The following is a 21326-nucleotide window of genomic DNA, read 5'->3' on the forward strand; positions in this document are numbered from 1 at the left end:
ATGTCAAAAGCACTCTCGGAAGCAGTCGGCAACGGCATCGATTCGGCCGCTCAGGCCAGCCATGCCTACCAGCAAGTTCTGGCCTTCAGCCACCTGTATGACCGTGGCGGCAGCGAGCTGGTGAACGGCAAGCCATCCTTCACCGCCGACCAGGCGGCGGATTCGATCCTGCGCAAAGGCCTGTCCTGGCACGACCAGAACGGCGACGGCAAGATCGACCTGAGCTACAGCTTCCTCACCGAAAAACCGGCCAACTACAACCCGGCCCTGGGCAGCTTCAGCGAGTTCAGCGCGCTGCAAAAGGCCCAGGCGCTGCTGGCTCTGCAATCCTGGGCGGACGTGGCCAACCTGACCTTCACTGAAGCGGCCAAGGGTGGCGACGGCCACATGAGCTTCGGCAACTACAGCGTCAGCACCGGCGGCGCGGCCTTTGCCTACCTGCCGTCCGGCAGCAGCTACGATGGCCAGTCCTGGTACTTGATCAACGACCAGTACCGGGTCAACGAAACCCCGGGCAACGGCAACTACGGCCGCCAGACCCTGACCCACGAAATCGGCCACAGCCTGGGCCTGTCCCACCCGGGGGTGTACAACGCCGGCAACGGCAACCCCACCTACAAGGATGTCACCTACGCTCAGGACACCCGCGGCTACAGCCTGATGAGCTATTGGAGTGAGAGCAACACCGGGCAGAACTTCAGCAAGGACGGCGGCGGTGCCTACGCCTCGGCGCCGTTGCTGGACGATATCGTCGCGGTACAGAAGCTCTATGGCGCCAACCTGCAAACCCGTGCCGACGACACTGTCTACGGCTTCAACTCCAACACCGGTCGGGACTTCTACAGCGCCCACAGCGCTTCGGACAAGCTGGTGTTCGCGGTCTGGGACGGCGGCGGCAACGATACCCTGGATTTCTCGGGTTTCACCCAGAACCAGAAGATCAACCTCAACGAGGGTGGTTTCTCCGATGTGGGCGGCCTGGTGGGCAACGTCTCCATCGCCCACGGCGTGACCGTGGAAAACGCCATCGGCGGCTCAGGCAATGACCTGCTGATCGGCAACGCCGTGGCCAACATCCTGGAAGGCGGTGCCGGCAACGACATCCTCTACGGCGGTGGTGGCGGCGATACGCTGTGGGGCGGGACAGGGGCCGATACCTTCGTGTTCGGCGCGGCCTCGGATTCGACCTTCGACGCGCCGGACTGGATCATGGATTTCGTCAGTGGCGAGGACAAGATCGACCTCAGCGGCCTGTTTGCCTCCACCGACGCCACTCTGAACTTCGTCAGCGGCTTCACCGGCCACGCCGGCGACGCGATCCTCACCTACTACGCCGAAACCAACCAGACCAGCCTGATGATCGACCTGAGCGGTCATGGCGCGGTGGACTTCGCCGTGGGTACCGTGGGCCAGGCGGCCGTTACCGACATCATCGCCTGATCGATCGGAAACAGTGGAGCGGCGCGCGATGCGCCGCTTCCACATCACTCTTCCCTATCCCCCCTTGTTCTCCCCGGTCCCGGGCAGGTATGACCGAGGCAGGGGTGGGCTGGCCATGGCGTTGCCGTCGATAGCCGTGGATGTCGAGCTGTTGCGCAGAGCAACGGATAGCGTTCCGGCAGGGGCCGTATCCAGGGCTTTTGCGTTTCTCCTGCACTTTGATTATCTTCGCCGCATGAATCTCCTGACTCCGAACATAGAACCGTTTTTCAGAGCTGCCGGATGGGTCCCTGGCAGGGCCGTTGTGGTTGATCGTCACGTACCCCGCGCACATCCGGCATTTCGCATCCTGCAAGCATTTGGCGAATTGACCGTAGGGCATATCGGCACGGGGGAGGAGTGTGCCTCTAGTGACATCGAGTTTGGCTCTCCGGCGTGCCCCGATGAACAAGTAGATGGCTGGCAAGAAGCGCTGCGCACCGACTTTGTTTGCTTGGGTGATGTACATCATGGTCATGGACAGCTCTGGCTGGACAGCCAAGGCCGTTTGTTCTTGAACGGATTGGTCGCGTCCATGATGCTTTTTGTTGGGCATGATTTTGCCCAAGGCATCGAGGCCCTGCTCAAAGGGTATCGATCACACCCCATGCTGTTGCCATCGCAGGAGGACGTCATGGTGTGGGGAGAGCGTTTTCGAGCTGGCGATCCGCGTGTTCTAACGCCCGATTTTTTCCGCGCCCGCGCGCTCTGATGTGGGGGCTGGGCATCGCGCCCAGTCGCCGCAACAGCGTTTTCGCTACGTAGTGGCAGATCAGGCGGTGGACTTCGCGGGTACGACAGGCACTGCGCCTGCGCCTGGCAAATCACTGCTCCAGTACATTGCCTAGGCCACCTGGGCCGCGCGTTTCGACCCGGGTACGAAGAACAACGAATGGACCCTCAGCGTCACGCCGAAGGCCCGCGGCAAGACCCTGTGGAACCTGGACCGTTCCGTCCGACGGTATCGCCTGAAGCCGCGAAGGCGGCAGGCTGCAATCCATTCTGAGGGCTGTCGGTGGCGCGGCCCTAGGCGATCAATCGCCACCCCCGCCGCCACAACCGCCCCCACCGCAACCGCCGCTGTCGCCTCCACCGCCATCACTGCCGCCACTGTCACCATCGCCGCCGAAACGCGAGCTGTCGCCGTCGCTGCTGCCGCTGGAGGAGTCGCTGTCGAAGGAACTGCTGTACAGCTCGCTGCCGCAGTGCACCACGGCAGCCGTAGTGGCGTTGTCCGTCAGGCGCCGCAGGGACTGGCAGTCGGCGACGTAGTGAAAGCCCCCGGCAATCTTCAGCTTGGCATCCAGGGCGAACAGCAGCGGCAGGCGACTGGGCTGGGCGGGGTTGATGTTCTCTTCCAGGCAGGCCTGGCGCCAGACCCGACGCAGGCCGTTGTCGCTTTTCTGCTCGGCGTTCTGGCCCAGCACCGCGGCGGGTGTGTGATGGAGGAACTGGCCGAAGGCCTTGTCGCAGAAGGCCTGGTAATCCCGGGTATGCAGGATGAATTCATGCCACAGGTCGTCCACCACCTGGGACGGCATCGACACGTAGCGCTGGCCGCTCTTGAGGTAGGCGAGAAAGAACTGGCGCAAGCCCTGGGCCACCAGCTGGCAGTCCTTGAGGCTCAGGTGCGGGTGCTGGGTGCGCAGGGGCTCGAACAAGCGCGGCGGCAGGGTGAAATTGCGGATGTGGGCTTCCCGACGCAAGGCCGTGAGGGCTTTCTGACGGCGCCAGAACACCAGGATCAGGGCCAGGGCCACCACTGCGGGCAAGATCAACAGCATGTTCGGTCTCCGCCGGAAAAAGTGCCGAGACAGTGGCGCAATGCGGCGTTTTATTCAAGCCATCGCCATGCGCCTGCCGCCGGTGGTGGGGATCGGGGACACAGGCCGGGAAAAGTCCATCAGGGCCAACCAGCGCTTCTATCTTCTGCTTATTGCCGGACCACGACTTGGCTGGCCAGGGTTTACACACCACACGGAAGTCACCCCATGAAAGCACGCAGAACCCCCCTTGCCGTTGCCATCGGCCTCGCCGGCCTGTGCCTGTTGCCCACGGTGCAGGCCGACCAGGGCAGCGACACGGTGGCCCGCCTCAACCAGTTGTACAACGACACCCGCCAGGATTGCGGCGGCCCGTCGAAACCGGCATTCCTGTGTTCCGGGGTGCTGTTTCGCGCCACCTGGCCGTCCACCGACTACCAGTTCTACAGCATCAGCCCGAAAAGCCAGGCCAGCGGCGGCGTATCGGCGTCCTACCTGCGCAAGGATTCGAAGTTCCGCAAGCTGGCCTACGGACTGCAGAGCGGCTTTATCTTCGACACCATCTTCGGCAACCCCAAGGATCACCAGGACTATGCGGTGCTCTGTTCCTTCCCCATCGACGCCGCCACCGACGACCGCGGGCAGCAGGGCTGCACCGACTCGCGGCGCACCCCGGGCAATGTCGAGAAGTACTGCCACGAGATCGGTGTGACCACCGCCGAGCAATGGGGCGCCAACTACCGACAGAACCGTGGCGACCACTCGCGCCAGTGTTCCTTCGATGTACGTGACGAACGCAACAGCGCCGCCGGCCCGGCGTTCTACCAGAGCATCCGCTCCATGGCGCAGATCGCCGCAGAATCCTTCGGCACTCAGAATGAGCTGCGCCTGGCCAAGTGGGAGGAAAAACCGCCGCAATCGCCCTCGATCCTGGCCTTGTTCTACACCGAGGAGGGCGGCCTGGAAGGTGCGCGGCTGAACCAGATCCAGTGGTACAAGGCCGTGCAGCAGTACCTGCCGGTGATCAACATGAAGCTGCCGCAGACGCCGGCGCAGGACGCGAGTTTCGTCTACGACAACAAGAAGCAGGTGATCTACCCGATCACCGAGAAGAACAGCTGCGATCGTTATGTGCAGAGTGCGGTGTGGGTCGAGCGTGATGACCCGGGCTTCGGCAAGAAACTCATGACCCTGGAAGTCACGCCCACCGATTGCGGGCGCAACGTCAAGGACAACCAGACCAACAACTTCTTCAACGAACTGGCCAGCGACCACTACCTGGACGCCCAGTGGAAGAACAACCCGGACAACCGTGACAGCAGCGTGGGCAGCATGCGCCGGCAACTGGTCTGCCACTTCAACATCGCCCGCAACAAGCCGGAGTGGAACCTGGAGCCTTCACGGCCCTACACCTCCAACGAAGACTCCATCGCCAAGGGCTGCAACAACACCTGAGGCCCGCCAGACCGCCTTCGCCGGCAAGCCGGCTCCTACGGCCCCCGCACTATCACCGGCCACCGTAGGCGCGGGCTTGCCAGCGCAGAGGCCCGCAAGAACGCCCCCGTCGGCAAGCCCGAGCACGCTGCTCAGTTGTGGTTGATGTCGATGTCCCGGGTTTCCCGCAGGCACAACAACCCCACCACCAGGCTGCCCCCGGTAATCAGCACCGGGTACCACAGGCCATAGAAGATATCGCCGGTGTAGACCACCAGGGCAAAGGACACCGTCGGCAGGAAACCGCCGAACCAGCCGTTGCCGATGTGGTAGGGCAGGGACATGGAGGTGTAGCGGATGCGGGTCGGGAACAGCTCCACCATCAGCGCCGCCAGCGGGCCGTAGCACATGGCGGCAATCAGGATCAGCGCGACGATCAGCACCACCACCATGGTCTTGTTGACGTTCTGGCTGTCGGCCTGCTGCGGATAACCGGCCAGGGTCACCGCGCCGCGCAGGGCGGCCTCGTCGAAGCCGTTGATCTTCACATCACCGACGCTGACCTGCACCGCGCTGCCGGCGGGGGCGGCGATGCTGCTGTAGGGCAGGCCCTGCTTGACCAGGAAGGTCTTGACCTTGTCGCACGGGCTGTCGAAGCGCGCCTTGCCCACCGGGTCGAACTGGAAGGTGCAGGTGGCCGGGTCGGCGGTGACGCTGATGGGCGCCTGGCGGCTGGCCTGGTCGATGGCCGGGTTGGCGTAGTGGGCCAGGGCCTTGAAGATCGGGAAGTACAGCAGCGTGGCCAGCAGCAGGCCGAGCATCAGCACCGGCTTGCGGCCGATCTTGTCCGAGAGCCAGCCAAAGAAGATGAACATCGGCGCGCCGATCACCACGCTGATGATCAGCAGGCTGTTGGCCAGGGCCGGGTCCATCTTGAGGAACTGGGTGAGAAAGAACAGAACGTAGAACTGCGCGGCATAGAAGGTCACCGCCTGCCCGGCATTGATGCTGAACAGGGCGATCAGCACCACCTTGAGGTTTTCCCATTTGCCGAAGGATTCGCGGATCGGCGCCTTGCTGGCGCGGCCTTCCTCTTTCATTTTCAGGAAGGCCGGCGACTCGTGCAGGCTCATGCGGATCCAGGTTGAGATGCCCAGCAGCACGATGGACAGCAGGAACGGCAGGCGCCAGCCCCAGACCTCGAACTGGTCGCCGGTGAAGTAACGGCAGGCCAGCACCACCAGCAGCGACAGCAGCAGGCCCAGGGTCGCGGTGGACTGGATCCAGCTGGTGTGCAAGCCGCGCTTGCCCTGGGGCGCGTGCTCGGCCACGTAGGTGGCGGCGCCGCCGTACTCGCCGCCCAGGGCCAGGCCCTGGAGCATGCGCAGGGCCACCAGGATGATCGGCGCGGCGATGCCGATGCTGGCGTAGTTGGGCAACAGGCCCACGGCGAAGGTCGCAACGCCCATGAGGATGATGGTGGCAAGGAAGGTGTACTTGCGCCCGATCATGTCCCCCAGGCGGCCGAACACCAGGGCCCCGAAGGGGCGCACCACGAAGCCGGCGGCAAAGGCCATCAGGGCGAAGATGAAGGCCGTGGTGTCGTTGACCCCGGCGAAGAACTGCTTGCTGATCACCGCCGCCAGGGCGCCGTAGAGGAAAAAGTCGTACCACTCGAACACCGTGCCGAGGGACGACGCGAAGATGACCTTCTGGCTGCCCTTGGCGGTGGAGTCCTGCAGGGGCGCGTTCAGGGGCTGTGCGTGTTCTGACATAGGGGGCTTCCTTACAGTGATTATTGTTGTTGTTCCACTGCCGACGCCGTTTCCGGCGCCGCTGTTGCAGATTCACCGCGACCGCACGATGAACCCTCGTTTCCCTCATCCGTAAGAGCTGGCTTGCCAACGAAGAGGCCCGTGAGCCGGGCGCCGACCTTGGGGACACCTTCGCCGGCAAGCCGGCTCCTACATCAGGTGCATCTGTTCCTGCTGTCCCGTAGGAGCTGGCCTGCCAGCGAAGAGGCCCGTGAGCCGGGCGCCGGCCTTGGGGATGCCTTCACCGGCAAGCCGGCTCCTGCGCTTATGCCGGGGTCGCGGGCTCCTTGTGCTGGACGGTGCTCCTGGGGACGCTGGCAAGGATCAGTTCAGCGGCCTTTTCAGCGATCATCAAGGTCGGTGAGCAGGTATTGCCCGAGGTGATGCGCGGCATGATCGAGGCATCGGCGATGCGCAGCCCCGCAATGCCGTGCACCCGCAGTTGTGCGTCCACCACCGCCTGGGCATCGCTGCCCATGCGGCAGGTGCCCACCGGATGGAAGATGGTGGTGCCGATGCGGGCCGCGGCCTCGTGCAACTGCTCGGTGCTTTGCAGCTCGGGGCCGGGCAGGTATTCGCTGGGCTTGAAGGGTTGCAAGGCCGGGGCGCCGACGATGCGTCGGGTCAGGCGGATGGCGTCAGCGGCGACCCGCAGGTCCTCGGGGTGGCTCAGGTAGTTGGGCTGGATCAGCGGCGCATCGCCGGCCTCCACGGAACGGATCTCGACCCGGCCACGGCTCTGCGGGCGCAGGTCGCAGACCGAGGCGGTAAAGGCCGGGAAGGCGTGCAGCGGTTCGCCGAAACGCTCCAGGGACAGCGGCTGCACGTGGTACTCCAGGTTGGCCCGGGTCTGTTCCGGGCCCGAGCGGGCAAAGGCGCCAAGCTGGCTGGGGGCCATGGACAGCGGGCCGCTGCGGTCATACAGGTAGCGCAGGCCCATGCCCATCTTGCCCCACAGGCTGCCCGCGATCTGGTTCAGGGTGCGGGCGTTCTCCAGTTTGTAGATCAGGCGCAGTTGCAGGTGGTCCTGCAGGTTGCCGCCCACCCCGGGCAGGGCATGGCTGACGCCTATCCCCAAGCGTTGCAGGAGCGGCGCCGGGCCGATCCCCGAGCGCTGCAGGATGCTCGGCGAGCCGACGGAGCCGGCGCAGAGGATGATCTCGCGGCGCGCCTTGAAGTTCTCCAGGCGCCCCTGGCAACTGGCCCGCACCGCTGTGGCGCGGCCGTCCTCGAGGATCAGCCGCTGCACCTCGATGCCGGTCAGCACCACCAGGTTCGGGCGCTGGGCGATGGGTTTGAGAAAGGCCTTGGCGGCGTTCCAGCGCACCCCGGCCTTCTGGTTGACCTGGAAGTAGCCGCAGCCTTCGTTGTCGCCACCGTTGAAGTCGTCGATGTTGCGAATGCCGCTCTGCTCGGCGGCGCTGCGAAAGGCATCGAGGATCGGCCACGACAGGCGCTGGCGCTCGACCCGCCACTCACCGGCGGCGCCGTGCAGTTCGCTGCCGCCGGCAAAGTGGTTCTCGCTTTTCTTGAACAGCGGCAGCACCTGGTCCCAGCCCCAGCCCGGGTTGCCTTCCGCGGCCCAGCTGTCGTAGTCGGCAGCCTGGCCGCGCATGTAGATCATGCCGTTGATCGACGAGCAGCCTCCCAGCACCTTGCCCCGCGGGTAGCTCAGGCTGCGGCCCTGTAGGCCGGGCTCGGCCTCGGTCTTGAAGCACCAGTCGGTGCGCGGGTTGCCGATGCAGAACAGGTAGCCCACGGGGATGTGGATCCAGGGATAGTTGTCGCGGCCACCGGCTTCCAGCAGCAGCACACGGTGCTGGGGATTGGCCGACAGGCGATTGGCCAGAAGACAGCCGGCGGGGCCGGCGCCGACCACGATGTAGTCGTAGGCGTCAAAGGCAGGGAGCATCCTTAACCTCGTTTTTCGTTCTTATTGGGAGCCATCCTAGTTGTTAGCTTTCGTTAAAAGAATGTTAGTTTTTACCCACCCGCTGTGCGTTTTCTAACAGCGTTGGCCTTCGACTCCGGCAAGGAAACCCCATGTTCGACTGGAATGACCTGCGCTTCTTTCTTGAGCTGCAACGCAGCGGCCGCCTGCTGACCGCCGCGCGGCGGCTGAATACCACCCACGCCACGGTGGCCCGGCACATCGAGGCGGTGGAGAAGGCCCTGGGCACCGCACTGTTCGTCCAGCACGCCCAGGGCTACGAACTGACCCCGGCCGGCGAAGCGCTGCTCAAGCACGCCGAGGCCATGGAAAACGTCGCCTTGCTGGTGCAGGAAGAGATCACCCAGTCCAGCGCGCCTTTGGGCAAGATCCGTGTCGGGGTCACCGAGGGCCTGGGGGTGAAGTTTCTCGCCAGCCGTATGTTTGGGCTGTTCGAGCGCTATCCGGGGCTGGAAGTGGAACTGGTGGCGGTGCCGCGCTTTGTCAGCATTCTCAACCGCGAGGCGGAGATCAGCATCCACCTGGAGCGCCCCAGCGCCGACATGCTGGTGACCCGCAAGCTCACCGACTACCGCCTGGCGCTGTACGCCAGCCAGGCCTACCTGGACCGCGCACCGCCCTTGCGCAGCCGCGAGGACCTGGGCCGCCACGCCTGGATCGGCTACGTCGACGACCTGCTGTTCAGCCAGGAGCTGATGTTCCTCAACAGTTTCTGCCGCAACCCCAAGGTGGTGTTCCACAGCACCAGCGTCATTGCCCAGCAGGAAGCGGCCCGTTCCGGCCTGGGGATCGCCGTGCTGCCGTGCTACATGGCCGGCGCCGACCCGCAACTGGTGCCGCTGCTACCGGCGGAAAGCATCCAGCGCGCCTACTGGATCAGCACCCGTCGCGAACTGCACAAATCGGTGCGGCTGCGGGTGGTCTGGGATTACCTGGTGCAGTTGTGTGCTCAGCAGCAGAGCCTGCTGCTGGGGCCGCAGGCTTAGGCGGCTTCACAGAATCGGCCCGCAATGGGCCGAGCTGCGGATCGGTGCGCCGGGCGCAATATCGACAAAACGCGAGCCATAGGATTGGGGGTTCAGCGGGCCGCCTTCGCGGCCCATGCCCAGGCCGCCGGCGCTGCGGGTTTCGCCGTCCTGCAGCAGGCGGTCGAGGCGGGCGCGCCAGTCCAGCAGGCGCAGGGTCACCGCCTGGCGCCGTTGCAGGTCGCCGGCCAGCAGGGGGCTGGAGCGGTGCCAGAGGTATTTGCTGAACAGCAGGGCGTCGCCTGGATCGAACGAGTCTTCGATGCGCTGTGCTTCGAAGCTGTCGGTGAGGAGGCCGGGGGTGGCGTAGGTGTGGCGCAGGTGCTCGAAGAATTCGCTGATGGGCTGGCCATGGGCCAGGCGCTCGGCCAGCAGGCGCGAGAACTGGAAGTTGGCCAGGGCCGAACAGTGCGACAGCGGCACCCAGGCCATGCCGCCGCCCTGACCTTGCGGGCGGATGGGGTGCAATGGCAGCCACAGGCTGAAGGCCGGGTCCTGGGGGCGGATGTAGCGAAAGTTCAGCGAGTCGTAGTGCCAGGCAAAGCCCGAGCGTCCGTTCTGCAGTTCGAAACTCTGGGCCTCGCTGATGATCAGCCGGCAGCCGGTGAGGTGGGTCAGCACCTGGGCGAAGGCCGGTTGCCGGTACAGGCGTTCGAGGATGCCGATCTGCCCCAGTTGGTGAGTCAGGCGGCTGAAGCCGTCGCCATGGGCGGGCGCATTGGTGCGGCTGGGGCGCAGTTGGCTGTCGGCCAGTTCACGCAGGTGCTCGATGGCTGTCGGGGTCAGCAGTTGGCGCAGCTTGATGAAGCCGCGTTCTTGAAAGTGGCGCAGGTCGTCCTGATCCAGGCGCAGTGGGTTGACCAGGGCAGTGTCGGGCAGGACCAATGGCAGGTTCATGGGGGTATTCCATTACCGGGGGACAAGGCCCTTGAGTATGGACAGCGTACGTTGGGGCGGCAGGCTGGATTCGACCTTGAGCAACGCCTTTGCGACATCGGGGAGGGCGGCGCCTTGGTCGTCAGGCCGGATGCAGCGGTCCCGGGCCTGGAGGGTCGGTGCCACCACGGCGCTTGTCAACGAGCCGGCCTGGTGCCGGGGCTGCCGGCAGGCTCGCGGACCGCTTGCTGGCGAGTTCCCAGCAACAGCCCCATGGCCAGCAGGCTGGCGCAACCGGCCAGGGTCATGGCCAGGCGAAAACCGCTGGTCATGGCGGCGCCATAGAGGTCGGCGAACAGCGGGTCGTGCAGCGGCAGGCGGTGTTCGGTCACCGCTTGCCGGGCCAGTTCGGCGGCGCCGTCGAACCCGGCCGCGGCGCCGGATTCGCTGAGCACTTGCACTGCCCGGGCGCTCATCAGGCTGCCGAGCAGGGCGATGCCGACGCTCATGCCGGTCTGGCGCAGGGCGTTCATGCTGGCCGAGGCGATGCCGGCGCGCTCTGCCGGTGCGCAGGCCATCACCACCAGCCCGGTGGCCGGTACCGCCAGGCCCATGCCCAGCCCCAGCAGACCGAACAACGAACCCACCAGCCAATAGGGCGTGTGGGCATCGAAGCCGGCCATGGCACTCATGGCCAGGCCTACCAGGCCATAGCCGCCGACCATCAGCCAGGGCAGGGGAATGCGCTGGTGCAAGCGGCCCAGGAGCATCGATACAACACCTGTGACCACGAACTGCGGAAGCATGCGCAGGCCGGTGTCGGCGGCGGACCAGCCCTGGATCTGCTGCAGGAAGATCGAGAAGAAGAACAGGCTGCTGTAGCAGGAAAACCCGAGGATGAACGAGGCCAGGTTGGCCACCGCAAAGGGCCGCTGGCGAAACAGGGTGACGGGCACCAGGGGCCGCTGCACTCGACGCTCGACCTGGATCAGGGCCAGCAGCGCCAGCGTCGCCAGCAGCAATGAGGTGAGCGCTTCGCGGCTGCCGAAACCGTCCTCGCCAGCAACGATCAGGCCGTAGGTCAGGGCCCCGAGGCAGAGCACGCTGAGGATCTGGCCCAGGGGGTCGAGCGCGGCGTGCTGGGGGTGCTTGCGCTCGCTGATGCCCCAACTGCCCAGGGCCAGGGCCAGCAGGCCGATGGGCAGGTTGATCAGGAAAATGCTCTGCCAGCCCAGGTGCTCCAGCAACAGGCCACCCAGCAGCGGGCCGAGGATCAGGGCCAGGGCACTGAAGGCCGACCAGCCGCCGATCACATGGGCCCGTTGCCGCGGCTCGGGAAAGGCGTGGCTGAGGATCGGCATCGCCCCGGGGATCAGCAAGGCCCCGGCCAGCCCCTGCACCGCGCGCCCGGCCAGCAGTAACGAAAGCTCCTGGGCCAGCGCGCACAGCGCTGAGCCGAGGCAGAACAGCAGCACACCGATCAGCCAGCAGCGTTTGTGGCCGAAGCGATCCCCCAGGGGGCCTGCCGAGAGCATGAACGCCGAGAGGCAGATGGCGTAGGCATTGACCACCCATTGCAGGCCGCCCAGATCGGTGGCCAGGGCCTGCTGCAAGGTTGGCAGGGCGACGTTGACGATGCTGATGTCGAGGGACGCCAGGAAGGTCCCGAGGTAGGCGGCGGCGACCAGGGCCGGGCGACGATAGCGCTGCATGGTGTATCTCCCGCAGGGTCTGGAATGGGCTTGCAGGGCGAGCATAGTGTTTCGACTGACCGTCGGTCAATGGAAAATGAAAAAGATTCTCAACTCTCTTTTCCCCCACAAATCCCCTAGAATGGCGGCCTTTGTCGAACAGCCCGGATTCGTTCATGAGTGTCAAAACCTCCCCGGTTGCCAAGCGCGCTGCCCAGCCGCGGCCGCGCACCAAACCGGCCGAAGTGCGCCTGGAAGAGCTGATGGCCGCCGCCCAAGACCTGTTCCTCAGCCAGGGCGTGGAAGCCACCACCATCAGCGAGATCGTCGAGCGCGCCGAGGTGGCCAAGGGCACCTTCTATCACTACTTCCAATCCAAGAACGACATGCTGGTGGCCCTGGGGCAACGCTATACCCAGCACTACCTGCAACGCCTGGAGCAGGCGGTGGCGGCCTGCCCCGAGGACGACTGGGTGGCGAAGCTCAGCAGCTGGATCCGTACCAGTGTGCAGGCCTACCTCGATACCTACCGCCTGCACGACATCGTCTACCCCAACCACCATCATCACGACCGCGGCAACCCGGAAAAGAACGCGATCCTCAAGCAGTTGCTGGGCCTTCTCGAAGGCGGCCAGCGCGCCGGCTGCTGGTCCCTGGCCCAGCCAGGGGTGATTGCTTCGCTGATCTACGCCGGGGTGCATGGCGCCACCGACGATGTGATCGCCGCCGGCGCGGAGGATGGCCGGGCCCTGGCCGAAGCCATTGTCCAGGCGTGCCTGCGCATGCTGGGCCTGCCTCCTTCTTGATGCTTCCACGGGTAAAAGGAACGACCCTGCAATGAAAAAGATCAACCTCATTCTCGGCGCCGCGCTGGCGCTGTACCTGGCGTGCCAGGCCTATGGCTCGTTCTACTACGGCACGCCGTATCAGGGCCGCGACTACAGCGCCGACCAGGCCTTCTACTACCAGAAGTACCGCTTGTTCAGCTGGCGCACCTGGATTCCCGCCATGACCATGCCCGGCGATGGCGACAGCTCGCGCTACAGCGTTGGCGGCTACCTGCGGGTGTTCAAGGCCGACGGCACGCTGGTGGGGCAGTCCTATGACGACTGCATCGCGGTGGTGGAAGTGTTCTGGTACGACGGCGCAGTGGGCGGCTTCGGCTGCAGCGAGCACTTGATAAGCCTCTTGCCGACTGCCGGCAAAAGCTGAGCCCCGGGTGGCCCGGCAAGGCGCTCAGCGCCAGATTCCCAGCGACTTGGCAAAATCCAGTTTCGGGTCCGCCACCTTGATGAAGTTCACCGCTGCCCCCGACCAGCCGCCTTCCATTTCAGCGCTGAGGTGATAGTTCAGCAGGTTGTACTGGATGCCGGTGTTCCCCAGTTGCGGGTAGCCGATGCGAGTGGTGATGGTCTGCAGCAGGCTGGAAATCAGGTACTGCAAGGGTGAGTCGCAGGCCTTGATGGCGATTCCATAGTCGAAGCCCTGATCATCCCGCTCGCGGAAATACCCGAGAAAATCGCGCTTGCCTAGGTCGCTGTGCAGTTCCTGGTTGAAGGCCTGCCGGCTGGCTTCCAGGTCCTGGGCATTGGCCCGTGGCAGCTTCAGGGCGTTGTTGAGGTTTTTCTGGGTCACGCAGCCCTGGGTGACAATCACTTCGGGCATCAGGGTGACATCCATTTCGCCGTGGCTGTGCAGATGGTTGTGCCAACTGTTCAGGCTTGTGCGCAGGGCCTCCATGCTGTTGCCCGTATAGCCGTGGTAGCCGTAGATGTAGGTCGGTGGCAGGAGCTGGTCCCTGACGGAGAACGACTGCGTGGGCGTCAGTTCTGCGAACGATGCGCCATACACCAGGCTGCTGTAGTGATCGACAGATTCCCCCAGCAGCGAGACCTTGAGATTGCGCACCGACTTGCCGTTTTCCAGGGCTTCGAACAGCCTCGCTTCGTTGAGCTGTGACTTGATTTCAACGGTGGCGACCACCCCTTCGATCAGGTACACGTCGGCGGAGCCGAAGGTGCGCAGGATGGGGAAGTCGTTGCGGTAGATGATCAGGTCGATCTGCTTGGAGATGCCGTCATAGGCATCGATGATCTGCCCCGAGCCGACGCTGACGTTGCTGGGCAGGAAGCGCTGCAGCACGTCGCGGATGAAACTTTCCCGGGCATCGCCGAGCACCGTCCTGTGGTTGGCGATGGTGCTGCTGACTTCATAGCTGCTTTCCAGGAGCTTGGCGATGGACTTGGCCCATTGGCTGATGATTGCCATGTGTTCTTCCTTGAGGGGTGACAGAGCGTGGGCGCCAGCGTATCAGGGCATCAGCAATTGGAAATGGCTGCTGGCCAGGGGTTCGCCGTTGACCAGCAATCGCACGCCGTGGCGCCCCGGATAGTGGCGGCGGGTGGTCAGTTCGCGGATCTGCTGGCTGCGGCCAAGCTCCACCTGGGCCAGGCCTTGCAGGGTGAAGGTCTTGAGCTTGAACACCTTGCTCGCGGTGGCGCCGGAGGCCTTGACGTAGTCGATGGCGTAATCCACCACCAGGCGCTGTTCGTGCGAGCAGGTGGAGACCAGGGTCAGGGACAGGTTGAGGCTGTCCCCCAGGCGCAATTGCCCGGGGGCCACCTGGAAGCGGCAAACCTGGACCTCGGCCCGGGCCCCGGCGCCGATCAGCGCCAGGGCCCGGCGGTCGCCCTGCTTGATCAGGCTGCGTAAGGCATGACGGGCGATCCAGGCACTGTGCGGCTGCTCCAGGGGCCAGCCTTCAAGACGTTCCAGGACCCACTGCGGGTGCTCTTTGGTGATGTCGTTGAGGTGGTTGGCCACCGACTTGCGCACGTACAGGCTGGGGTCATTGCGCAGGCGTTCGAGGATCGGCGCCGCCAGTTGCGGGTCGGCCTGCAACTGTTCCAGGCGGAACGACCAGGGCAGGCGCGGGCGGCTGCCTTCGCTGGCCAGGCGGCGTACGTGTTCATCGCTGTCCGTGGCCCACTCGTGCATCACGGCCAGCGTGCGCTGGCAGTCCTGGCGCAAGAAGTGGCGCACGGCGAATTCCGATGAGCCGAAGCCGGTGAAGTACTTCAGCGCCGCCATGGACCGCTCGAAGTCATGCAGGCCGTAGCTGGCCACGTAGTGGGGCAGGAAGATGCACACGAAGCGGCTGTTCAGGCGCGGCGCCAGGGCTTGCAGCAGCTCCAGGCTGGCGGGGTAGTCCAGGCCCAGCACCTGGTGCAGGCTCTCGCTGACCCGGGCCAGGCGCTGCATCAGCGACAGCTCGGCGAGGCCGTGGCCGGCCCGTTGCACGAACCCCTGGCGGTCGAAGGTCGGGTGCACCGCGTGCATGGCGTCGGCGATATGCATCAGGCGCTGCTGGTTGAAGATTTCCTTGAGGGCGGGGGCCTGTTCTTGGGTAGTACTCATGGGGCGTATCCATTCAAAGCCGGGGCGGCGTCCACTCTACACGCCCTCTACTGACAGAACCTGACGGTAGTCGCCCAAGCGTGCCGCACCTGTAGGAGCTGGCTTGCCAGCGAAGGGCACACCACGGCTCTCAGATCATTCCTCGGCGTCCTTGAGACCGCCTTCGCCGGCAAGCCGGCTCCTACGGTGTGTCGGGCCGGGCCTGTAGGAGCTGGCTTACCAGCGAAGGGTACACCACGGCCCTCAGATCATTCCCCGGCGTTCTTGAGACCACCTTCGCCGGCAAGCCGGCTCCTACGAGGTGGCGCAGGGTCTGTCGCCTCAGCGCATCGGCGGCAGCGGGCTTTCGATCTGTTCGTCCTGTTCGTCGGCTTCGAACAGCCGGGCCAGTTCGGCGCGGGCTTCCTGGGCGCTTTGCAGAACCTTGGCGGCGTCGTCGTAGACGGCATGCTGGGCCGCCAGCAGTTGTTCGTCGTGCTGGGTGAAACGCTGGATCCGGGAATCGGCCTGGGCCTGGCTCAAGCCCAGCCCCACCAGGGTGCGGCGGCTCATTTCCAGGCTGGAATAGTAGGTCTCCCGCACCGCCTGGGCCCCCAGGTCCACCAGCCGGTGCACGTGCTGACGGTTGCGCGCCCGGGCGATGATCTTCAGGTGCGGGTAGAGCCGGCTGACCTGTTCGGCGGTCTTGATATTGGTTTCCGGGTCGTCGGTGGCAATGACGAAGTACTCCGCTTCGCCGACCTTGGCCGCGCTGAGGATCTCCGGGCGCAACGGGTCGCCGTAGAACACCGGCATGCCGCCGAAACTGCGGATCAGTTCGATGGTTTCCACCGAGGTGTCCAGGGCCACGAAGGGCACTTTCTGTGCCCGCAGGATCCGCGCCACGATCTGCCCCATGCGGCCCATGCCGGCAATCACCACCCGCGGCCCGTCGGAATCGATCCGGCGATACTCGGCGGGCATTTCCACCGGCTTGGCCTTGGGTTTCAGCCAGCGGGTGCAGGCCAGCAACAGCAGTGGGGTGAGGGCCATGGACAGGGTGATGGTCAGCACCAGCAGGTCATACAGGCGGGGCTCGAACAGGCCCTGGTCGCGGCCGATCTTGAACACCACGAAAGCGAACTCGCCGCCCGCCGCCAGCACCACCCCGAGGCGCACCGCACTCTCGCGTCCCAGGCCACCGGCCAGGCGCCCGACCACGAACAGCAGCGGCAGCTTGAGGGCGATCAGCAGCAGGGTCAGGCCCAGCACCGCGATGGGCGCGCTGAGCAGCAGGCTGATATTGGCGCCCATGCCGACGCTGATGAAGAACAGCCCCAGCAGCAGGCCCTTGAAGGGTTCGATCTGCGCCTCCAGCTCATGGCGGTATTCCGAGTCCGCCAGCAGCAGGCCGGCGAGGAAGGCCCCCAGGGCCATGGACACGCCCACCAGGTCCATCAGCCAGGCGGTGCCGATCACCACCAGCAAGGCAGTGGCGGTAGAGACTTCCGGCAAGCGGGTCTTGGCCACGATGCGAAACACCGGGCGCAGCAGGTAGCGCCCGCCGACCACCACCACGGCGATGCTGCCCAGCACTTGCAGGCCGTGGCGCAGGTCCTCGGCGCTGCTGGTGTGGTGGTCGCCGCCGGCCAGCACCGGGACCATGGCGATCAGCGGAATGGCGGCGATGTCCTGGAACAGCAGGATGGCGAAGGCCATGCGCCCATGAGGGCTGTTCAGCTCCTTGCGTTCGGCCAGGCTTTGCAGGCCCAGGGCGGTGGACGACAGGGCCAGGCCCAGGCCCAGGACAATGGCACTGTTGAGCGACTGGCCGAACAGGAACAGGGCCACCACGCCGATCACGGTGCCGGTCAGCAGCACCTGGGCCAGGCCGACGCCGAACACCGCCTTGCGCATCACCCACAGGCGCTTGGGCGACAGCTCCAGGCCGATGATGAACAACAGCAGCACCACCCCCAGTTCGGAGATATGGCTGACACTCTGGGGGTTGCCCACCAGGCCCAGCACCGAGGGGCCGATCAGCACCCCGGCCAGCAGGTAGCCGAGCACGGCCCCCAGTTGCAGGCGCTTGGCCAAGGGCACGATGAGCACCGCGGCGCAGAGGAACACGACGGCGGCTTGTAGCAGGTTGCCTTCATGGGGCATCGGGGGGACTCCAGGGAGAACGGGGCGCAGGTGATGATAAAGGCTCGTCGATGACGATGGGCGGATTGGTATTGCCAGTCTGCACCCGGATAAAAACGACGTGGATGTTCTGAGACTGGCGGTGCGCCCTGCAAGGCACGTCGGAGTACGGGGGAGCAGGGGGGGCGGGCGGGTCAGTGCGGCCACTGCTCCAGCAGAATCGAGACAAATTTTTCTGCGGCCGGCGATAGCGACGCGCCGCGCCGGGACACCAGCCCCAAGGTGCGATTGACCACGGGCTCGGTCAGCGGAATGCTGACCAGGGTCGGGTGGTCGGCGGCCGGCATGGCCAGGCTCGGCATCGCTGAAACCCCGAGCCCGGCCTCCACCATGCCCAGTGACGTGGACAGGTGCTGCACCTCGTAGAACCACTGGGGACGCCAGCTCAAGCCGGACAGGGCATGGTCCAGCAACATGCGGTTGCCGCTCAGGCGACCGACGCCGATCAAGCGATAATCGCTGAGTTCCGACCAGGTCACCGAGCTGCGCTCGGCCAGTTCATGATCACGCCGGCAGGCCAGGACAAAGGGTTCGTTGACCAGGGGCACGAACTCGATGTCCGGGTGCTGGCCGCTCATCATGTTGATGCCGAAGTCCGCTTCGCCGCGCAGCACCGCTTCAAGGCCTTCGTTGGCGCTGAGGTCGAGCAGGCGGATACGGATTTTCGGATAGCGCTGGTTGTACAGGCGGATCACCGACGGCAGGAAGTAGAAGGCCGCCGTGGGGATGCAGGCCAGGGTCACCTGACCGATCTGGCGTTCCGCCAGCTCACGGATGTTGAGGATCGAGTCGTCGAAGTCGTCCAGCAAGCGCCGGGCCTTGGGCAGGAAGTCGCGGCCGACGCTGGTCAGGCTGACCTTGCGCGTGGTGCGATCGAGGAGGGCGGTGCCCAGGCCCTCTTCGAGTTTTTTCATGCGCCGGCTCAGGGCCGGTTGGGACAGGTGCAAGGCGTCGGCGGCTTCGTGGAAACTCCCCAGTTCGGCGATTTTCACGAAAGATCTTATGTCCTGGAGCTCATATTCCATGCGGGCTTCTCAAGGCGGGAGTCGGCTGGGGGGGGCTGCCGGACACGATATTTAATTCATGCGCGAAACGCAATAATTGCTCTGATCTTTGCATTGGAAACACTTTTTATTCCCTGACACTCTTGTGTGCAGAACATCAATTACCTCGATTGATCAACAAGAGTCAGTGTTCATGCAACGAATTCCTTGTGTGTTGATGCGCGGCGGCACCTCCAAAGGGCCGTTTTTTCTGGCCTGGGATCTGCCGGTGGCAGTGTCCGAGCGTGATGAGCTGCTGCTCAACCTGATGGGCTCCGGCCATGAGCTGGAAATCGACGGCATCGGCGGCGGCAGCCCGCAGACCAGCAAGGTGGCGATCGTCAGTCCCTCGCTGCACCCGGACGCGGATGTCGATTACTTGTTCGTCCAGGTCATGGTGTCCCAGCGGCGGGTCGATACCGCGCCCAACTGCGGCAATATGCTCTGCGCCGTTGGGCCCTTTGCCATCGAGCAGGGGCTGGTCAAGGCCACGGGGGCACAGACCCAGGTGCGGATTCGCAACCTCAACACCGGCACTTTGGTGAATGCCCAGGTCCAGACCCCCGATGGCAAGGTCAGCTACGAAGGCGACACCACCATTGACGGCGTGCCGGGCAGCGCGGCGCCGGTGGCCCTGACCTTTCTCGATGCCGCCGGGAGCAAGACCGGCCAGTTGTTTCCCACCGGCCGGCCTCGGGACCTGATCGACGGCATTGCCGTGACCTGCATCGACATGGCCATGCCCATGGTGCTGGTACAGGCGGCCTGCCTGGGCAAGCGCGGCGATGAAACCCCCGCCGAACTGGATGCCGATGCGGACTTTCTCCAGCGCCTGGAGAGCCTGCGGCTCAAGGCCGGCCTGGCCATGGGCCTGGGGGATGTCAGTGACAAAGTGATTCCCAAGCCGGTGCTGGTGGCCCGACCTCGGGCCGGGGGCACCCTGGCGGTGCGCTATTTCATGCCCCACAACTGCCATCGGGCCCTGGCCATCACCGGCTCCATCGGCCTGGCTACCGCCTGTGTCACCGCCGACAGCGTGGTGGCCCAGATGCTGGGCGGGGTCAGCGAGCCGCGTCTGCAGCAGGTCCGTATCGAGCACCCCAGCGGGGCGATAGATGTCGTATTGTCCTACAGCGGAACCCGCCCCGAGACCATCCGCGCCTCGGTGGTCCGCACCGCTCGCCGATTGTTTTCCGGGTATGTCTACGCGCCTGCTTCACAACGCCTTGCCGGGTAGTCGACGCGCTGTCGATCCGCTTGCATCAGAACAATTCTAAAAATGGGTGATGCCATGAAAGTTGTTAAATCGCTCTACTTCCAGATCCTCTGCGCGGTGTGCCTCGGGGTACTGGTGGGGCACTTCTGGGCCCAGCAAGCCATTGCCTTGAAGCCGCTGGGCGACGCCTTCATCAAGCTGATCAAGATGATGATCGCCCCCGTGGTGTTCTGCACCATCGTCACCGGCATCGCCGGCATGAGCGACAAGCGCTCCCTGGGGCGCCTGCTGAGCAAGACCATGCTGCTGTTCCTGGGCCTGACGCTGATTAGCCTGTTCATCGGCCTGGCGGCGGTCTACCTGTTCCAGCCCGGCGCGGGGATGAACATCGACCCCACCCGGTTGAGTACCCAGGGCCTGTCCCAGTACACCGATTCGGCGGCCAAGCTGGGGGTGGTGGAATTCTTCATGCACATCATTCCCGAAACCTTCGTTGGCGCCTTCAACAAGGGCGAGGTGCTGCCGGTGCTGTTTATCGCGGTGCTGTGCGGGTTTGCCCTGTCGTCCCTGGGCGAGCGCGGCAAACCGGTGCTGGTGGTGCTGGAGTCCGCCTCGCACATGGTGTTCAAGATCTTCTCCTACCTGATGCGTTTTGCCCCCGTCGGCGCCTTCGGCGCCCTGGCCTTTACCGTGGGCCAGTACGGCATCACCTCCCTGGGCGCCCTGGCCAAGCTGATCATGACCCTGTACGTGGCCTGCGCTTTCTTTGTCTGCGTGGTCCTGGGGGGCATTTGCCGGGCCAACGGCTTTAGCCTCTGGAAGCTGCTGCGCTACCTGCGTGAAGAGTTCCTGGTGGTGCTCGGCACCTCGTCCACGGAGCCGGTGATGCCGCGCATGCTGGAAAAACTCCAGGCCCTGGGTTGCAGGAAAAGCGTGGTGGGGCTGGTGCTGCCCACCGGTTATTCGTTCAACCTCGACGGCACGGCGATCTACCTGTCCCTGGCGGCGATCTTCATTGCCCAGGCGTGCAACATCGAGCTGAGTGCCGGGCAGGTGGTCACCATGCTGGCGATCATGCTGCTGTCGTCCAAGGGCGCCGCCGGGGTAACTGGCAGTGGCTTCGTGGCCCTGGCCTCGACCCTGACGGTGATCCATGACATTCCCCTGGCGGGCCTGGCGTTGCTGATCGGCATCGATCGCTTCATGTCCGAGGCCCGGGCCTTGACCAGCCTGGCCAGCAACGCCGTGGCAACCGTGGTGATTGCTCTCTCGGAGCAGGCCTGCGACCGCCAGGTGCTGTTGCGCACGCTTGATGGCCAGCCGCTTGCGGCCCAGGCCACTGCCGCCGATGGCAGCCCCGCCACCGCGTTGGCGAGCAAGCTCGGCTAGACCCGCCAGGCACCCGCGCTTTACCCCACGTACCGACTCAACAC

General features: G+C 65.0%; 17 protein-coding genes. 8 read left to right on the plus strand and 9 right to left on the minus strand.

Features of this window, described 5'->3' with window-relative positions; all coding sequences use genetic code 11:
* Complete coding sequence (locus KCG88_RS26485) at positions 1-1440, plus strand: serralysin family metalloprotease (RefSeq protein WP_210713475.1); 1440 nt, start codon at positions 1-3, stop codon at positions 1438-1440.
* A 115-nt stretch (positions 1441-1555) separates the two neighbouring features.
* On the plus strand, positions 1556-2191 hold the full coding sequence (locus KCG88_RS26490) for an SUKH-3 domain-containing protein (RefSeq protein WP_080965414.1): 636 nt from the start codon (positions 1556-1558) through the stop codon (positions 2189-2191).
* A gap of 322 nt (positions 2192-2513) precedes the next feature.
* Here KCG88_RS26490 and KCG88_RS26495 read toward each other — a convergent pair whose 3' ends face one another.
* The gene (locus KCG88_RS26495) at positions 2514-3263 is read right to left on the minus strand and encodes a hypothetical protein (protein WP_047285995.1); all 750 of its coding nucleotides are present in this window, start codon (positions 3261-3263) and stop codon (positions 2514-2516) included.
* A gap of 207 nt (positions 3264-3470) precedes the next feature.
* On the opposite strand from KCG88_RS26495, the gene KCG88_RS26500 reads away from it, so the two are divergent.
* Complete coding sequence (locus KCG88_RS26500; RefSeq protein WP_047336467.1) at positions 3471-4697, plus strand: DUF2599 domain-containing protein; 1227 nt, start codon at positions 3471-3473, stop codon at positions 4695-4697.
* 131 nt (positions 4698-4828) lie between these two features.
* Here KCG88_RS26500 and KCG88_RS26505 read toward each other — a convergent pair whose 3' ends face one another.
* Both KCG88_RS26505 and KCG88_RS26510 read right to left on the minus strand, forming a co-directional pair.
* Positions 4829-6451, minus strand: a complete 1623-nt coding sequence (locus KCG88_RS26505) for an MFS transporter (protein ID WP_210713476.1) — start codon at positions 6449-6451, stop codon at positions 4829-4831.
* Positions 6452-6755: 304 nt separating this feature from the next.
* Positions 6756-8402 carry a GMC family oxidoreductase gene (locus KCG88_RS26510; protein ID WP_015635229.1) on the minus strand — a complete coding sequence of 549 codons (1647 nt, stop codon included), beginning with the start codon at positions 8400-8402 and terminating at the stop codon, positions 6756-6758.
* A gap of 131 nt (positions 8403-8533) precedes the next feature.
* Here KCG88_RS26510 and KCG88_RS26515 point away from each other — a divergent pair, with 131 nt between their 5' ends.
* Positions 8534-9427 carry a LysR family transcriptional regulator gene (locus KCG88_RS26515; RefSeq protein WP_047336470.1) on the plus strand — a complete coding sequence of 298 codons (894 nt, stop codon included), beginning with the start codon at positions 8534-8536 and terminating at the stop codon, positions 9425-9427.
* 6 nt (positions 9428-9433) lie between these two features.
* Here the strand turns inward: KCG88_RS26515 and KCG88_RS26520 are convergent, their stop codons facing one another.
* Positions 9434-10363, minus strand: a complete 930-nt coding sequence (locus KCG88_RS26520) for a phytanoyl-CoA dioxygenase family protein (RefSeq protein WP_210713477.1) — start codon at positions 10361-10363, stop codon at positions 9434-9436.
* A 176-nt stretch (positions 10364-10539) separates the two neighbouring features.
* Entirely contained in the window at positions 10540-12054 is a 1515-nt protein-coding gene (locus tag KCG88_RS26525) for an MFS transporter (RefSeq protein WP_241774724.1), read from the minus strand.
* Between the two features lie 155 nt (positions 12055-12209).
* Here KCG88_RS26525 and KCG88_RS26530 point away from each other — a divergent pair, with 155 nt between their 5' ends.
* Both KCG88_RS26530 and KCG88_RS26535 read left to right on the plus strand, forming a co-directional pair.
* Positions 12210-12839, plus strand: coding sequence for a TetR/AcrR family transcriptional regulator (locus KCG88_RS26530; protein ID WP_047336473.1), 630 nt, complete (start codon positions 12210-12212; stop codon positions 12837-12839).
* A 31-nt stretch (positions 12840-12870) separates the two neighbouring features.
* Complete coding sequence (locus tag KCG88_RS26535; RefSeq protein WP_210713478.1) at positions 12871-13245, plus strand: hypothetical protein; 375 nt, start codon at positions 12871-12873, stop codon at positions 13243-13245.
* 24 nt (positions 13246-13269) lie between these two features.
* Here the strand turns inward: KCG88_RS26535 and KCG88_RS26540 are convergent, their stop codons facing one another.
* From KCG88_RS26540 to KCG88_RS26555, 4 genes are all read right to left on the minus strand, one after another.
* The gene (locus KCG88_RS26540) at positions 13270-14301 is read right to left on the minus strand and encodes a DUF6602 domain-containing protein (protein ID WP_047286015.1); all 1032 of its coding nucleotides are present in this window, start codon (positions 14299-14301) and stop codon (positions 13270-13272) included.
* A 42-nt stretch (positions 14302-14343) separates the two neighbouring features.
* Complete coding sequence (locus tag KCG88_RS26545) at positions 14344-15450, minus strand: DNA alkylation repair protein (RefSeq protein ID WP_210713479.1); 1107 nt, start codon at positions 15448-15450, stop codon at positions 14344-14346.
* A 321-nt stretch (positions 15451-15771) separates the two neighbouring features.
* The gene (locus KCG88_RS26550) at positions 15772-17595 is read right to left on the minus strand and encodes a monovalent cation:proton antiporter-2 (CPA2) family protein (RefSeq protein WP_041117590.1); all 1824 of its coding nucleotides are present in this window, start codon (positions 17593-17595) and stop codon (positions 15772-15774) included.
* Between the two features lie 173 nt (positions 17596-17768).
* Positions 17769-18659, minus strand: a complete 891-nt coding sequence (locus tag KCG88_RS26555; RefSeq protein WP_047286020.1) for a LysR family transcriptional regulator — start codon at positions 18657-18659, stop codon at positions 17769-17771.
* 172 nt (positions 18660-18831) lie between these two features.
* Here KCG88_RS26555 and KCG88_RS26560 point away from each other — a divergent pair, with 172 nt between their 5' ends.
* The gene (locus KCG88_RS26560; RefSeq protein ID WP_210713480.1) at positions 18832-19914 is read left to right on the plus strand and encodes a 4-oxalomesaconate tautomerase; all 1083 of its coding nucleotides are present in this window, start codon (positions 18832-18834) and stop codon (positions 19912-19914) included.
* 42 nt (positions 19915-19956) lie between these two features.
* Positions 19957-21282 (plus strand): C4-dicarboxylate transporter DctA, encoded by a 1326-nt coding sequence (gene dctA / locus KCG88_RS26565; RefSeq protein WP_210713481.1) that lies wholly within the window; start codon positions 19957-19959, stop codon positions 21280-21282.
* The last annotated feature ends 44 nt before the right edge of the window (positions 21283-21326 follow it).

Source organism: Pseudomonas sp. MWU349, assembly GCF_017947325.1.
Classification (GTDB): Bacteria; Pseudomonadota; Gammaproteobacteria; order Pseudomonadales; family Pseudomonadaceae; genus Aquipseudomonas; species Aquipseudomonas protegens.

What these genes read in the sequence shown, in the direction of transcription:
- KCG88_RS26485 (WP_210713475.1), top strand. Translation starts at nt 1, where the DNA reads ATGTCAAAAGCACTCTCGGAAGCAGTCGGCAACGGCATCGATTCGGCC.
- KCG88_RS26490 (WP_080965414.1), top strand. Translation starts at nt 1,556, where the DNA reads ATGGCGTTGCCGTCGATAGCCGTGGATGTCGAGCTGTTGCGCAGAGCA.
- KCG88_RS26495 (WP_047285995.1), bottom strand. Translation starts at nt 3,263, where the DNA reads ATGCTGTTGATCTTGCCCGCAGTGGTGGCCCTGGCCCTGATCCTGGTG.
- KCG88_RS26500 (WP_047336467.1), top strand. Translation starts at nt 3,471, where the DNA reads ATGAAAGCACGCAGAACCCCCCTTGCCGTTGCCATCGGCCTCGCCGGC.
- KCG88_RS26505 (WP_210713476.1), bottom strand. Translation starts at nt 6,451, where the DNA reads ATGTCAGAACACGCACAGCCCCTGAACGCGCCCCTGCAGGACTCCACC.
- KCG88_RS26510 (WP_015635229.1), bottom strand. Translation starts at nt 8,402, where the DNA reads ATGCTCCCTGCCTTTGACGCCTACGACTACATCGTGGTCGGCGCCGGC.
- KCG88_RS26515 (WP_047336470.1), top strand. Translation starts at nt 8,534, where the DNA reads ATGTTCGACTGGAATGACCTGCGCTTCTTTCTTGAGCTGCAACGCAGC.
- KCG88_RS26520 (WP_210713477.1), bottom strand. Translation starts at nt 10,363, where the DNA reads ATGAACCTGCCATTGGTCCTGCCCGACACTGCCCTGGTCAACCCACTG.
- KCG88_RS26525 (WP_241774724.1), bottom strand. Translation starts at nt 12,054, where the DNA reads ATGCAGCGCTATCGTCGCCCGGCCCTGGTCGCCGCCGCCTACCTCGGG.
- KCG88_RS26530 (WP_047336473.1), top strand. Translation starts at nt 12,210, where the DNA reads ATGAGTGTCAAAACCTCCCCGGTTGCCAAGCGCGCTGCCCAGCCGCGG.
- KCG88_RS26535 (WP_210713478.1), top strand. Translation starts at nt 12,871, where the DNA reads ATGAAAAAGATCAACCTCATTCTCGGCGCCGCGCTGGCGCTGTACCTG.
- KCG88_RS26540 (WP_047286015.1), bottom strand. Translation starts at nt 14,301, where the DNA reads ATGGCAATCATCAGCCAATGGGCCAAGTCCATCGCCAAGCTCCTGGAA.
- KCG88_RS26545 (WP_210713479.1), bottom strand. Translation starts at nt 15,450, where the DNA reads ATGAGTACTACCCAAGAACAGGCCCCCGCCCTCAAGGAAATCTTCAAC.
- KCG88_RS26550 (WP_041117590.1), bottom strand. Translation starts at nt 17,595, where the DNA reads ATGCCCCATGAAGGCAACCTGCTACAAGCCGCCGTCGTGTTCCTCTGC.
- KCG88_RS26555 (WP_047286020.1), bottom strand. Translation starts at nt 18,659, where the DNA reads ATGGAATATGAGCTCCAGGACATAAGATCTTTCGTGAAAATCGCCGAA.
- KCG88_RS26560 (WP_210713480.1), top strand. Translation starts at nt 18,832, where the DNA reads ATGCAACGAATTCCTTGTGTGTTGATGCGCGGCGGCACCTCCAAAGGG.
- dctA (WP_210713481.1), top strand. Translation starts at nt 19,957, where the DNA reads ATGGGTGATGCCATGAAAGTTGTTAAATCGCTCTACTTCCAGATCCTC.